The 14,495-nt window shown below is 50.3% G+C and carries 13 protein-coding genes; all 13 read right to left on the minus strand.

The genetic code is table 11. The annotated features are described in order from the left end of the window. Positions 1–27 precede the first annotated feature (27 nt). Positions 28–2,688, minus strand: coding sequence for a translation initiation factor IF-2 (gene infB, locus B5E53_RS03950; RefSeq protein WP_087312745.1), 2,661 nt, complete (start codon positions 2,686–2,688; stop codon positions 28–30). Between the two features lie 3 nt (positions 2,689–2,691). Then, positions 2,692–2,976 carry a ribosomal L7Ae/L30e/S12e/Gadd45 family protein gene (locus B5E53_RS03955; protein ID WP_343215583.1) on the minus strand — a complete coding sequence of 95 codons (285 nt, stop codon included), beginning with the start codon at positions 2,974–2,976 and terminating at the stop codon, positions 2,692–2,694. Beyond that, complete coding sequence (locus B5E53_RS03960; RefSeq protein ID WP_087312747.1) at positions 2,951–3,271, minus strand: YlxR family protein; 321 nt, start codon at positions 3,269–3,271, stop codon at positions 2,951–2,953. Before B5E53_RS03960 ends, B5E53_RS03955 begins: the two co-directional genes overlap by 26 nt. 20 nt (positions 3,272–3,291) lie before the next feature. Beyond that, entirely contained in the window at positions 3,292–4,608 is a 1,317-nt protein-coding gene (gene nusA, locus B5E53_RS03965; RefSeq protein WP_087312748.1) for a transcription termination factor NusA, read from the minus strand. A gap of 29 nt (positions 4,609–4,637) precedes the next feature. Then, a complete protein-coding gene (rimP, locus tag B5E53_RS03970) occupies positions 4,638–5,099 on the minus strand; it encodes a ribosome maturation factor RimP (RefSeq protein ID WP_087312749.1) in 462 nt (153 codons plus the stop codon). Positions 5,100–5,214: 115 nt separating this feature from the next. After that, the gene (locus B5E53_RS03975) at positions 5,215–7,974 is read right to left on the minus strand and encodes a molybdopterin cofactor-binding domain-containing protein (protein ID WP_162611776.1); all 2,760 of its coding nucleotides are present in this window, start codon (positions 7,972–7,974) and stop codon (positions 5,215–5,217) included. A gap of 62 nt (positions 7,975–8,036) precedes the next feature. After that, a complete protein-coding gene (locus B5E53_RS03980) occupies positions 8,037–8,588 on the minus strand; it encodes a DUF1097 family protein (protein WP_087312751.1) in 552 nt (183 codons plus the stop codon). Between the two features lie 44 nt (positions 8,589–8,632). Further along, positions 8,633–10,000 (minus strand): bifunctional phosphoribosyl-AMP cyclohydrolase/phosphoribosyl-ATP diphosphatase HisIE, encoded by a 1,368-nt coding sequence (hisIE, locus tag B5E53_RS03985; RefSeq protein ID WP_087312752.1) that lies wholly within the window; start codon positions 9,998–10,000, stop codon positions 8,633–8,635. Between the two features lie 25 nt (positions 10,001–10,025). Beyond that, positions 10,026–10,616, minus strand: coding sequence for an imidazoleglycerol-phosphate dehydratase HisB (gene hisB, locus B5E53_RS03990; RefSeq protein ID WP_087312753.1), 591 nt, complete (start codon positions 10,614–10,616; stop codon positions 10,026–10,028). Beyond that, a complete protein-coding gene (gene hisD / locus B5E53_RS03995; protein WP_087312754.1) occupies positions 10,609–11,916 on the minus strand; it encodes a histidinol dehydrogenase in 1,308 nt (435 codons plus the stop codon). Before hisD ends, hisB begins: the two co-directional genes overlap by 8 nt. Positions 11,917–11,980: 64 nt before the next feature. Then, positions 11,981–12,634: an ATP phosphoribosyltransferase gene (gene hisG, locus B5E53_RS04000; protein WP_087312755.1), complete on the minus strand. Its 654-nt coding sequence runs from the start codon at positions 12,632–12,634 to the stop codon at positions 11,981–11,983. Position 12,635: 1 nt separating this feature from the next. Beyond that, positions 12,636–13,901, minus strand: coding sequence for an ATP phosphoribosyltransferase regulatory subunit (gene hisZ, locus B5E53_RS04005; RefSeq protein ID WP_087312756.1), 1,266 nt, complete (start codon positions 13,899–13,901; stop codon positions 12,636–12,638). A gap of 114 nt (positions 13,902–14,015) precedes the next feature. Continuing rightward, positions 14,016–14,429, minus strand: coding sequence for a PH domain-containing protein (locus tag B5E53_RS04010; protein ID WP_087312757.1), 414 nt, complete (start codon positions 14,427–14,429; stop codon positions 14,016–14,018). Between the last annotated feature and the right edge of the window lie 66 nt (positions 14,430–14,495).

The following is a 14,495-nucleotide window of genomic DNA, read 5'->3' on the forward strand; positions in this document are numbered from 1 at the left end:
TTTCAATATCTCCTGCAAATTCTGATACTATCTTGGCACCTCTTCCATTACGAATGCCTCGATCTGGTCGCCCTCTTTGACATCATTATATTTCTCAAAGACAAGGCCACATTCAAATCCGGCTTTCACTTCTTTCACGTCGTCTTTGAAACGTTTTAAGGAAGCCAGCGTTCCCTCGTAAATAACGATGCCGTCCCGGACAATTCGTGTCTGGGAAGTTCTTGAAATTTCTCCGTCTGTCACATAGCAGCCGGCGATGGTTCCCACGCCGGAAGCCTTGTAAATCTGGCGGACTTCCAGATGTCCGGTCACCTTCTCCTGATATACCGGATCCAGCATACCTTTCATGGCCGCTTCGATATCTTCGATAGCATTATAGATGACACGGTACAGACGCATGTCGACTTTTTCTCTCTCTGCCACAGATTTGGCCATGGCGTCCGGACGAACGTTAAATCCGATGATGATGGCGTTGGATGCGGAAGCCAGCGTTACGTCAGATTCATTGATGGCACCGACGCCGCCGTGGATGACCTTGATCATAACCTCATCATTGGAAAGCTTTGTAAGACTCTGTTTCACTGCCTCCACAGAACCCTGAACATCCGCTTTTACTACCAAATTCAGCTCTTTGACATTACCAGCCTGGATCTGATCAAAGAGGTCATCCAGAGACAGTTTGCTCTTGGTCTCCTCAAGCATCTTTTCTCTGCTGTAGGCCACGAACGCTTCCGCTGTGGTACGTGCTTCCTTCTCGTTGTCATGGGCCATCATGACTTCACCGGAAAACGGCACGTCATTCAAACCGAGGATCTCCACAGGCATGGATGGTCCCGCCGCTTTGACACGGTTACCCTTGTCGTCAAGCATGGCACGGACACGTCCGTAAGCGTGACCGATATTGATGCAGTCGCCCACATGAAGTGTACCCTTCTGAATAAGGATCGTCGCCACCGGTCCGCGGCCTTTGTCAAGCTTCGCCTCGATGACGAGACCTCTGGCCTTTCGGTTCGGATTAGCCTTAAGTTCCATCACTTCCGCTGTCAGGGAAATCATTTCCAGAAGCTCCTGAATACCTTCGCCGGTCTTTGCGGACACCGGAACAAAGACGGTGCTGCCGCCCCAGTCCTCAGCAATGAGACCGTACTCTGTCAGCTCCTGCTTTACTCTCTCCACATTGGCGCCTTCTTTATCAATCTTGTTGACCGCCACAATGACTTCAACATCTGCAGCCTTTGCATGGTTAATGGCCTCAACGGTCTGCGGCATCACGCCGTCATCGGCTGCAACCACCAGCACGGCGATATCTGTCGCCTGCGCACCACGAAGACGCATGGAAGTAAAGGCCTCATGTCCCGGAGTATCCAGGAAAGTGATCTTCTCATCATTGATGTTTACCACATAAGCACCGATATGCTGTGTGATTCCTCCGGCCTCTCCTTCCGTTACATGCGTGGAACGGATGGCATCCAGAAGAGAAGTTTTACCATGGTCAACGTGACCCATAACACAGACAACCGGCGGACGTCCCACCAGTGTGCTCTCGTCATCATCTTCTTCCTTCAGCAGCTCTTCGATCACATCTACCTTCACTTCTTCTTCAGCGATGCAGTTATACTCCAGGGCAATCTCCGCTGCCTCATCAAAGGTAAACTCTGTATTGATAGTCACCATCTGACCAGCCATGAACAGCTTTTTGATGATCACTGCCGGCGTTACTTTACATGCCTCTGCCAGTTCTTTCAGTGAAACCGGATTTGGCAGGGTAATATTGCGGATTACCTCTTCCTTCGGCTCCTCATGTTTGACCGGCTGCTGAATCACCGGCTGTTTACCTTTATTTTTATTGCGTTTCTGATTATTATTATTGTAATTATTATTGCGGTTATTATTCCGGCGATTATTCCGGCCGCCGCGGGAATCTCTGGAATCATCATTCCGGTTCTGATTTTCACGACTGTGTTCCCGGTTAATCTCATGGCGGTTTTCTTTTCCGTTTCTGCTCTCTTTTGCATTCATCGGTGTATCCGCACCCATCATGGACTTATTGCGGTTCCGTCTGTCGTTATTACGGTTATTGCGGTTATCGCCGCCTCTTCCGCCATCATTGCGGCGGTTTCCGTCATTCCGGTTCTGATTCCGGCTTCCGTCTCCATGATTTCTGTTTCCGTCACGGTTGTTCCGGCCACCATCATTGTTTCTTCCGCCGTCATTGCGATTAAAGTTCCGGCCGTCGTTATTGCGGTTATTGCCGCCTCTTCCGCCGTCATTGCGGCGGTTTCCGTCGTTCCGGTTCTGGCTGCGGCCGTCTCTGTTCTGATTCCGGTTTCCGTCGCCATGGTTTCTGTTTCCATCACGGCCGCCGTCGCGGCTGCCGCGATTGCCGTCACCGCCTTTTCCACCGTCGTTGCCGCGGCCGCCGCGGTTTGACTGCGGTTTCTCTCTGTTCTCTTCTTTTTTCTTTGGCTGCTCCGCCGGCTTCTCGGCTCTGTCCTGGGACGGAGCGGCCTGTGCCTTTTTCTCTCCGCCGGCCGGCTGGAATACTCCTTTTAATTTTGAAACATTTTCTTCTGTAACTGTGCTCATATGGCTCTGTACTTCTACTCCCTGCTGCTTTAACGCAGCAATGACTTCTTTACTGCTTTTATTATATAACTTTGCTACTTCATGTACTCTCATTTTTGGCATCCGCTACACCTCCATATTTAGATTAATTTTTTTCAGTACTGCCTTTGCAAAACCTTCATCTAAGATACAGATGGAAGCCCTGTATGCTTTCCCGATCCAATGCCCTAATTCCTCTTTTGTGCCAAAAACCACGAGGGGGACTTCGTAATATTTACACATATTGGTAAACATCTTTTTGGTATTGCCGGAGGCATCTTCCGCCACGATCACCAGCCGTCCACGGCCGGACTTTACAGCTTTCTCTGTTGAAAATTCGCCGCTCTCAATTTTGCCTGCTCTCGCGGCCATCCCCAGCATGGATAACACTCTGTCTCTCTGTGTCAAATTGCTTCAACTCCTCCTCTAAGCGATGATAAATCTCTTCCGGAATGGCAATTTTCAGGGAACGCTCCAGTCCTTTTGAACGTTTTGCCTTCTGAAGACACTCGGTGGAAAAACAAAGATAAGCCCCGCGGCCGTTTGTCTTTCCGTTCACATCGAGGAGAACTTCATTTTCCGGCGTTTTAATGACGCGTATCAATTCTTTTTTCGACTTCATTTCCCGGCAGCCTACACACTGTCTTAACGGTATCTTCTTTCCCATAGTCTGTCACCGTTCATCCATTATTCTTCAAAATTCTTCGAAGCAGATTCTTCATCATCACCGGACATTTCTGTCTCTGACTCCTCAGAAGGAACCACATCGGTCTCCGCTTCACCGGCATCTGCCGCATCAGCGTGATCGCTGTCAGACTCACCGGCGTGATCTTCTACGTCAGCATTCTCGTCGGCGTAAACCTCTCCGAGGTTATCTGCATTCCCGCCGGCGTAGTCATCTTCAAAAGAGTCATCCTCAAAGGAATCATCCATATCGAAGGAATCGTCAAAATCAAGCTCTTCCTGCAGCTCTGCCGCCTGACTCTCGCTCTTGATATCAATCTTGTATCCGGTTAATTTTGCCGCCAGACGAGCGTTCTGTCCTTCCTTGCCGATGGCCAGGGACAGCTGGTAATCCGGTACTACCACTCTCGCGCTCTTCTCTTCCGGATCCACGTCCACGGAGATGACGTTGGACGGACTTAAAGCGTTCTCGATGAGAACGGCCGGGTCGTCGCTCCAGGTGATGATATCGATCTTCTCGCCCTTTAAGTCATTGACAATGGCGTTGACACGGGCGCCGTTAATGCCGACGCAGGCGCCGACCGGATCCACGTTCGGATCGTTGGAAGCCACTGCGATCTTTGTACGGGAACCGGCTTCTCTGGCGATGCTCTTGATCTCCACGGTACCGTCGTAAACTTCCGCAACCTCTTTTTCGAATAGTCTCTTCACCAGTTCCGGATGGGTTCTGGATACAAGGATCTTCGGTCCCTTATTGGTATCTTTTACTTCTATAATATATAACTTGATCCGGTCTGTCGGATGGAAAACTTCGCCTTTTACCTGCTCCTTCTCGGTCAGGACCGCATCGGTCTTGTCATCCAGGCTGATACAGATATTCTTTCCATTATAACGCTGTACCACACCGGTCACGATATCTTTCTCCTTGTGGGAGAAATGTTCGTAGAGCACCCTGCGCTCTTCTTCTTTAATCTTCTGGACAATGACACTTCTTGCGTGCTGGGCGGCGATACGTCCGAAATTCTTCGGAGTCACTTCAATATTGACGACATCTCCCAGCTCGTAATGGATATCCCGCATCTTCGCGTCCTCAAGACTGATCTCTGTGGCGGAATCCTCCACTTCTTCCACTACTGTCTTCTCCACAAAAACGGAAATAGCTCCCGTCTCTCTGTCCATGTTCACTTTCACGATGGCATTTTTTCCGAAGTCTCTGTTACAGGCTGCCACCAGCGAATCTTCGATTGCCTGCATGATCACTTCTTTTTCGATATTTTTCTCTTTCTGTAACTGATTGAGAGCATCGATTAATTCACTCATTTTGTCGTATCCTCCTGCTATACGTATCGTCAGAAATCAATGGCCAGACGAATGGCCGCAATATCACTTCTGTTTATAACCACATCCCCGCTGTCGGCAGCAAGGGTCACTGTCTCTTCTGTGAAATCTTTTAAGATTCCCTCAAATTCTTTCTGTTTATCCACGGCTTTGTATAACTTGCACTCTACCTTTTCTCCAAGGCTGCGCTGAAAATCCTTGTCTTTTTTCAGCTGCCGTCCCAGTCCCGGGGAGCTTACTTCCAGGATGTAAGGATCCTTGATAAAGTCCTCCTCATCCAGCTTCTGCTCCAGCGCACGGCTGATGAGAACACAGTCATCAATGGTAATGCCGCCTTCTTTGTCTGCATAGACGCGCAGATACCAGTTGGCACCTTCTTTTACATATTCTACATCGACAAGCTCAAAATCATTCGCATCAATGATCGGCGCCGCCAGTTCTTCTGCCCTCGCAACAATCTCTGTTCTTTTCATGTTGATCTCACCTCTTTCCACACAAACAATAAGAGTGGGCTTACGCCCACTCCTATCATCTACCGTTATCTTCTATACTATAACACTGATATTTTAATTAAGCAAGTATTTTTTTCTATAATTTCCCTGCCTGTATCATTTCCTCCATAGACGGCACCTCACAGCTGCCGGTGCGGATTGCCTCCCGGATCACTTCCGGAGAGGCCGGTATCCTGTTGATACGGATGCCGATGGCATTGTAAATGGCATTCAAAATGGCCGGCGTCATGGGAACCGTCGCCACCTCAGAGATACCTTTGGCCCCGTACGGTCCCGTCGGTTCCGGATCTTCAATGAGAATCAGATCATAGACCGGCGTATCCTCCGCCTTCGGGAGCCCCAGTTCTCTGTAGGATCTTTTCGTCGGGCAGCCGTTTTTGCTTGGATAACTTTCCGTCAGCGCATACCCCTGTCCCATGGAGCAGGAACCGTGGATTTGGCCTTCAATGATATGCGGGTTGATGGCCCGTCCCACATCGTGGGCGGCGATCACCCGGAGAAGTTTTACTTCTCCTGTCTTCTTATCCACCTCCACAATGGCCGCCTGGGTGGTATAAGCGTAAGCCGGAAAGTTCCGGTATGGAACACCTTTTTTCTTTGCTCCCTCAAAATCACCGATGGCAAAGGTAGGCGGCGTCACATAATAATACTGTGCTTTCCGGATCTCTCCCGGTTTCCAGGGATTCTTCTCCAGTTCTTTTTTGAGATTCTCGCAGGCTTCATAAACCGCTCTGCCGCCGCACAGCGTCTGCCGCTCGCTGACCGACTGTCCCGTCGGAATGGTGATATCCGTATCTCCGATGATGATATCTATATTTTCAATATCCATATCGAGGGTTTCCGCCGCAATCTGTACCATGGCAGTGCGAAATCCCTGTCCCATATCTGTGCCGGAACAGATCATCTCCAGCCGTCCGTCTTCTTTCAGCGTCAGCCTGCAGGCGCCGTCGTCGGTAAAGATTCCCTTTCCGATGCCGACATTTTTAAAACCGCTGGCAACACCGTACCCAAGGACTTTATCACCGTCAGGATACTTTCCTTCATATTCTTCCAGAACTTCTTTTAATTTTCTCTCGCAGGCGTTGATGGTATCCACAAGCCCCACACTGTATTGGAGAAGCTCTCCGCCCACCGAATAGCTTCCAGCCCGGACAGCATTTTTCCGCCGGATCTCAAAAGGATCCATATGCAGCTTTTCCGCCATCATGTCCACCGCCGTCTCAATGGAAACCGCCGCCTGATTGATTCCATATCCCCGAAAGGCGCCGCCCAGCACATTGTTAGTCCGGATGGCGCTGCCTTCAATGCGGACGTTGTTCACCGTATACGGGCCGCCTGCCATCAGGCATCCGGTCATCAGTGTACCATAACTCTCTGTGGTGTATGGGCCGCCGTCAGAAAACATCCGGCTTTCCAGATACTCGAACGTTCCATCCTCCGTAAAACCGATCTCATAATCGGTGTGATATCCATGGCGTTTGGAGCTGGCAATCAGAGATTCCGCCCGGGTGAGCGTCACCTTGACCGGGCCGCCGCAGACATAGGCCGCCACTGCCGTCTGCGCCTCGATGACAGAATCACATTTACTGCCGAAACCGCCTCCCAGCGGAGTGGCCACCACCCGCACATCCTCTTCTTTCATGGCCAGATTGCTGGCCAGCATCCGTCGGATTTCAAAAGGAGACTGGGTGCAGGAACAGACAGTCATCTTTCCGTCCTTGTAATAGCCGATGGCGGATTCCGGTTCCATGCAGGCGTGTTCCTGCCGCTCCATCTCCTTAGAAACCCTCAGTTTGACGATGCCTTCTTTTTGCTTTGCGGCTTCCACATCGCCGGCTTCTCTTCCGGTATGGAGCAGAAAACTCTCCTTCGCATAGCCGTCGGCCATGGTATAGATACCTTCCATCTCTTCATAGTCCACCTGGACGAGGGCTGCCGCCGCCCGGGCGTGTTCTTCGGTGTCCGCCACGACCAGGGCCAGCACATCCCCCAGGAAATATACTTCCTCATCACAAAATACTTTCTGCTCCGGCGTCCAGGTACCCACCAGAGGACTGCCGGGAACGTCCGCCGCCGTCACGATCCGGACCACGCCTTTTGACGCCTCTGCCCGCTCTGTCTTCATGGAAAGAATCTTTGCCCGGGGCGCAGGCGCCCACACAAAGGCTCCGTGAAGCATCTGCTCCTCCCCGAATTCTTCCGCCTCATAATCATCGCAGAACTTCAGGCTGCCGGTCACCTTGGCCGGGCCGTCCACATCCCAGACCGGCTTTCCGAGAGCTTTTCCCTTCACCGGCGGAATCTCCTGATTCTCCCCGGCCGTGATCTCCGTGTGTTCCTTCTGCCGGACGTCCTGAAGGGTGCATTCATCTCCCCGCAGCCTGGCCGCTGCCAGTTTGACTGCCTCTATAATCTTCACATATCCCGTACAACGGCAGTAGTTATTTTTTAAGCCCTCACAGATTTCTTCCTCTGTTGGATTTAAGTTTCCGGACAGCAGCACCTTTGTGGCCATCACCATGCCCGGCGTACAGAAACCGCACTGTACCGCTCCCGCATCCAGAAATGACTTTTGAATTACGGAAAGTTCTCCGTTTTTCGCCACATTTTCTATGGTTTCCACTGTTCTTCCCTGCATATTTTGAAGCAGAGTCACACAGGAACGACACAGTTTTCCATCGATGATGACGCTGCAGGCGCCGCACTGTCCCATGCCGCAGGCCTCTTTTGTTCCTTTCAGGCACTCCACATTCCGCAAATATTTCAGCAGCGTTTCTCTGCCTGAATAGACAGCTGTCCGTTCCTCACCATTTAAGATAAAAGTTACGCTGCCCATAGCTACCTCTCCTCTCAACCATGCTCCTTCAGAATCTCCGCGCATTTTCCAAAGGAAAAATTCTATGCCTTGCTGCTTTCCTGTTTCTCAGACTCTGTTTTTTCTGCCGCTGGCTTTGCCATGGCATAAATCTTATCCATAATGATATTATAAATAATACAAAGTGTCATACCCGCGATCACAGAAATTCCACATTTCCATGTATTCTGCGTGCCTCCGGTGGCATAGATGCTGGCCACCGCCAGAAAACAGTAGGGAACCACATTGGCCCAGGTATTTTTCAGCAGATGCAGATGCACATACAACAGACCGGTGGTGCAGATGAATTCCCCCAGCATCAATGCGGGAATTTTCGGCATTCCGGCCGCCATGAACCATCCGCCCAGATTCCAGTAGAAAAATGCCCAGATGTATCCGGCGATAATGCTGCACAGATAATTCAGATATTTTTTCTTATTGCCGCCCAGCGCCACACACAACAAAAATCCCCCGTACACACACCACTGAAAACTGGTGACAGGCGGACACAGCTGATACACAAGCACCGTGAGGGCAAAGGCAATGCCGTTGACCACAGACCCCTTTGCCACATCGGCGTCAAACAATCGTTTCATTTTTTCTCCCCTTTTGCTGTCCGTTTCAAAATCTCCTGCTGTCCTTAATGTCTCTGGGCCAGCTCGTCTGTGATTTCTTTCCAGGTTACACCACGGTCTGCCATGAGCACCATCATGTGATAGAGGAAGTCACAGATCTCGTATTTCAATTCCTCCGCATCCGGATTCTTGGAAGCGATGACAATCTCCGTTGCCTCTTCCCCGACTTTCTTCAGAATCTTGTCAATGCCTTTGTCAAAAAGATAGTTGGTATAGGAACCTTCCTTCGGATGTTCCTTCCGGTCCAGGATAGTGGCAAACACATCCTCAAATACCGCCAGAGGATTTCTGTCATCGTATTCTTTCCTGACAAGTTCTTTAAAGAAACAGGTGCGGCTGCCGGTGTGGCAGGCGGCGCCGATCTGCGCTACCTTTGCCAGAATAGTGTCATTGTCACAGTCCAGCGTCAGGGATTTTACATACTGATAGTGGCCGGAGGTGTCGCCCTTGGTCCAGAGTTCCTGACGGCTTCGGCTGAAATATGTCATCTTTCCGGTGGCAATGGTCTTCTCAAAAGATTCTTTTGTCATATAGGCAAGCATCAACACTTCCCCGGTCTTGTAATCCTGGGTGATGACCGGAATCATGCCGTCGCTGTTTAATTTGAAATCCTCAAAGGAAATGGCGCTCTCAAAGGTGTTGACCGGCAGTTTCTGCGCTTTTAAATACTGTTTGACTGCCATAAAGTCTAATCTTTTTTCCGATGTGCAGGCAAAGATCATCCCCTCTGCCATGCTCATCTTCAACAGGTCGGCGGCTGCCGCCTCGTCGCCGGTTTCCGCTATGATAAAGACCGGCACATTCAGCTTCACTTTTAAGAAATCCGCCGTCTGGACATAGACATTCTCCATAAAGTCTCCGGCCAGCACGATCCCGCCAAAGCCTTCCTCCTCCACTGCCTTTCTGGCACGGAGCAGGCAGCGTTCCGGCAGACTCAACGTCCCGTTTCCCGGCTGCTCTGCCGGATCGGCGCCCGCTTCCGCAGCATTTTCTTTGGCAGAGGCGGCAGCGAGGGCATCCATCTCCAGATAGAGATAGATTCTGTCAGCTCCGAACCGCTCGGAAGCTTCTTTCACCGCATCCAGATTCTCCTGTCCCTCTGTCTTCACAAACACTCTTTTCGCTCCGGCGTAAATCATCTTTTTGATATCTTCAAACCGTTTCACCTTCGCACAGACATTAAACGGAATATCCGCACTGCGGCAAATCGTCTGCATGGTCTTAATATCCTCTTCTTTTCCTTCTTTAAAGGACTGCCCATCGTAATAATACAGCTCGTCAGCGCCGCTGTTGTCATAATACCGGGCGGTCTCCTGCACCTGTTCTTTATCGTCATCTGACGAAATCTGCGCGATCAACTTTATATAATCCATAATTTTCCTCCAAACCAGATAAAATTTACAGGGAGCCTTTTGTGGACAGCACATCAGTGATGCGGCTGTCATAGGACACCGCCTCGTCAAGGGCTTTGGCAAAGGCCTTGAACGCCGCCTCTATGATGTGATGATTGTTCACCCCGTGCATAAGTTTCAGATGCAGATTCATGGCCGCGCTGTAAGATACAGCGTAGAAAAATTCCCGCACCATCTCCGTGTCAAAGCCTCCGACCTTTTCCACCGTAAAAGGCAAGTCGCAGACCAGATACGGCCGTCCGGACAGATCCACCGCGGAAAGTACCAGCGTCTCATCCATGGGCAGGAGAAAATTACCGTAACGACGGATGCCTTTTTTATCTCCCGCCGCCCGGGCAATGGCCTGTCCCAGCACAATGCCGGTATCCTCAATGGTGTGATGACAGTCCACCTCCAGGTCGCCTTCCACCTGACATTTCAGATCAAAGAATCCATGGCGGGCAAAGCTGTTTAACATGTGGTCAAAAAAGCCGATACCGGTATGGATATCGGCCTGTCCGCTGCCATCGAGATCCAGATCCATGATAATCTTCGTCTCTTTCGTGATTCTCTCTATATGCGCCCGTCTCTCACTCATTGCCTTCTTCCCCCTCAAAACGGACTGCAATGGAATTGGCATGAGCCGTCAGGTGCTCTGCCTTCGCGAAGGCCTCGATATCTTTGTGGATCGGCGCCAGCGCCTCTTTGGAATAGTAGATGATGCTTGACTTTTTAATGAAATCATCCACACTCAGCGGAGAGAAGAACTTCGCTGTTCCGTTGGTCGGCAGCACATGGTTTGGTCCCGCAAAATAATCTCCCAGCGGCTCGGAGCTGTAAGAGCCCATGAAAATAGCGCCGGCATTCCGGATCTTTGTCATCACCTCAAATGGATTGGCGGTCACGATCTCCAGATGTTCGGAAGCGATATTATTTGTCACCTCAATAGCCTCTTCCAGCGTGTCTGCCAGCAGGATATAGCCGAAATTATCCAGGGACTTCCGAATAATCTCTGCCCTTGACAATGTCTTTAAAAATCCTTCGATCTCTTCCTCCACCTGCGAAGCCAAAGTCTTGCTGGTGGTCACCAGGATGGCGCTGGCCAGCTCGTCATGCTCTGCCTGAGACAGCAGATCCGCCGCCACAAACCTCGGGTTGGCCGTCTCGTCGGCCAGCACAAGAATCTCACTCGGCCCCGCGATGGAATCGATACTCACATGGCCATACACTGCCTTTTTGGCCAGTGCCACATAAATATTTCCCGGGCCTACGATCTTATCTACTTTAGCAATGGACGAAGTCCCGTAAGCCAGCGCGCCGATGGCCTGGGCGCCTCCCACTTTGTACACATGGGTGGCTCCTGCCTCATGGGCGGCCACCAGAGTAGCCGGCGTCACTTCTCCGTTTTTATCCGGCGGTGTCACCATGACGATCTTCTCCACGCCTGCCACCTGAGCCGGAACAATATTCATCAGCACGGAAGACGGATACGCCGCTTTTCCTCCCGGCACATAGACCCCCACGGAAGCCAGAGCCGTCACCTTCTGTCCAAGAATCGTTCCGTCCGGTTTGGAATCAAACCAGCTGTATTGTTTCTGTTTTTCATGATACTCCCGGATATTCTTTAAGGCCTTGCGGATGACCTCCACCAGATCCTGTCCCACTTTCTCGTAAGCGGCCGCAATTTCCTCTTCTGTTACCTGAACGGTCTCCGGCGTCAGCTTACATCCGTCGAACTTCTCCGTATAACCAAACAGCGCTTCATCCCCTTTTTCTTTTACTGCGTCAAGGATCTCCTGCACGCTGTCTGCATAGGAGTCATATTGATTTGGACTTCTTTTGAGCAGATCACTTAAAATATCTTTTGTTGTCTCTTTATCTATTTTTACAACTCGCATTGTTATCCTCCCATTTTTGTTGTTTTCCCGCTTTTTTCTAATGAACCACTGCAAGATCTGTATCTTATTCCCCGGCCCTGGCTGCCTTTAATGCCCGCAGATCCTGGATCAGTCTGCGAATCCGCTCCTGCTCCATCTTAAGGCTCACCTGATTGACCACCATCCGGGCTGACAGCGAACAGATCTCTTCCAGTACTTCAAGGCCGTTGGCTCTGAGAGTAGAACCGGTCTCCACGATATCCACGATCACCTCGGAAAGCCCCACGATCGGCGCCAGTTCCACGGAGCCGTTCAGTTTGATGATCTCCACAGTCTGAAACTTCTTATTATAGAAGTAATCTTTGGCGATATGCGGATATTTGGATGCCACGCGGATCAGCTCCCCGTGTTTGAGCTTCTCTCTGGCAGAGGCAGGCCCGCACACGCACATACGGCACTTTCCAAACCCCAGATCCATCACTTCATAAAGATTTCTTCCCTCTTCGAGAATCGTATCTTCTCCAACCACACCGATATCCGCTGCCCCGTATTCCACATAGGTCGGTACATCGGAAGCTTTTGCCAGGAAAAACTTAAGTTTCAGCTCCTCATTGACAAAAATCAGTTTTCTCGTATCTTTATCTTTCATGGCCTCACAGGTAATGCCCAGTTCTTCAAACATAGCCATGGTCGTTTTTGCCAGACGCCCCTTTGACAGGGCAAATGTTAAATACCGCATTCTAATACTCCCTCCTGAAATTTGTCAGACCGGTCTTGATCACTCTGCCGGCGGAAAAATCATGGATGATCAGCGCATCGCCCTCCAGCACGAATACCGAACGGGCACCCTGCCCTTTCGCAAAAGAAATATATTCTCCGGCCTTCTCACCGTCTTCCATACAGATGCACTCAATCTTATCTCCGCCGCTTCGAAGATCCATAGCCAGATGAATGGCCGCCGGCATATCTTTTCTGTTATAAAGAAGTACGGAATATTCGAATTCCCGGATGGATACCGGAATATTCTGTCTGTCCAGAGCGGAGAGCATGTCATCCACCAGGATAGTGAAACCGATGGCCGGCGCATTTTTCCCGAACTGCCTCAGAAGATTATCATACCGTCCGCCTTTTCCGATGGCATCTCCGGTTCCATAAGTATATCCCCGGAAAATGATACCGGTATAGTAATCGAAATGGTTCACCATACCCAGATCAAAACTGACGTATTTCTCGTATCCGTAATGGCAGATCACCTCATACACCTGCTCCAGACGCTCGATGGCCGCCTGACATCCCGGATTGATCGTCAGCTTCTTTGCCTGCTCCAGCATGGAGGCGTCGCCGTAAAGCTCATTATATTCCAGCAAAATGTTCCGGTAACAGTCCTTCATGGAGATATCCGACAAAAGCAGCTCCATACCCAGAGAATTCTTATTCTCTATGTACTCATGGATCTGTGCTTTCACTTCATCAGAAACATCCAGCGCTTCCATGATAGCCCTGTAAAACTCACTCTGACCGATATCGATGCGGAAATCACTTAAACCTGCCGCCAGGAAACAGTCAATCATCATGACAATGGCCTCTGCATCGGCCTCCGGCGAATCATCATTGATGTATTCGGCACCCAGTTCCGTCTTCTCCGCAAGCTTGCCCTGGTAACTTCTGTTGTTAAGAAATGTATTGCCCACATAAGAAAGCCGCAGCGGAAAATCACAGTCGCTGTAGTACTTCGCCACGCTTCGGGCGATGGACGGCGTCATATCCGGCCGCAGCACCAATGTGTTGTTATCTCTGTCAAAAAACTTAAACATCTCCCGGGAGCTCACCGTTCCCGTGTCGCTGTTAAATATATCAAAAAACTCGAAGGCCGGCGTCTCGATATCCTGATAACCGTAAAGGGCCAGCACCTGATGGAGCTTGCGTTCCAGTGCCGTCTTCTTTTTGCATTCAGAATTGTAAATATCTCTGACACCTTCCGGAGTATGCAGTAATTTTTCTTTCATAAATAAAACTCTCTCCCTGTTTTGTCATTTTCTCACGCGTACTCTGTCACTTCACCGCAACGCAGTAATAGTGTGCCGACGCAATGACGATTATACCTGTATGTCTGTTATTTGTCAATCATTTTCTTCCATATCATCCAGATGGACGGCAGCTCCGTACATATCACGGCCGACCACATGCTTCGCTTCTCTCTCTTTTTCAATAAGATTGCTGAGCATCCGTTTCACTTCCACCGAATGAGCGATATTCTCCAGATGTATCACCGGCGTGGACTGATCCTTTGTATTAAGTTCAATGGTTCCCGTACCGAAAATCCGCTGTGCAAGACTCCTCGTCAGACTGATATCCGTAATCCGGTACAGAAGGCACTCGTCTTCTCTGGAAGACAGCAGCCCGGAAGTCACATACAATCTTCCGTCACCCACCGAATACTTGGTAAAACTGATCGGGAACCACAGATGGTGCTTCCTGTCCTGCCAGATGCTGCTGCCTATCTCACGAATCTCTCCGTTTTCTATCTTGCCCATTGATTTTTGCTCCTTTCTGTCCGTGCATAACATTGTTTTATAGTACCACAGCCCAAAATCTATGTC

This window comes from Eubacterium sp. An11, from assembly GCF_002161065.1.
In the GTDB taxonomy this organism is placed as follows: Bacteria; Bacillota; Clostridia; order Lachnospirales; family Lachnospiraceae; genus Anaerobutyricum; species Anaerobutyricum faecale.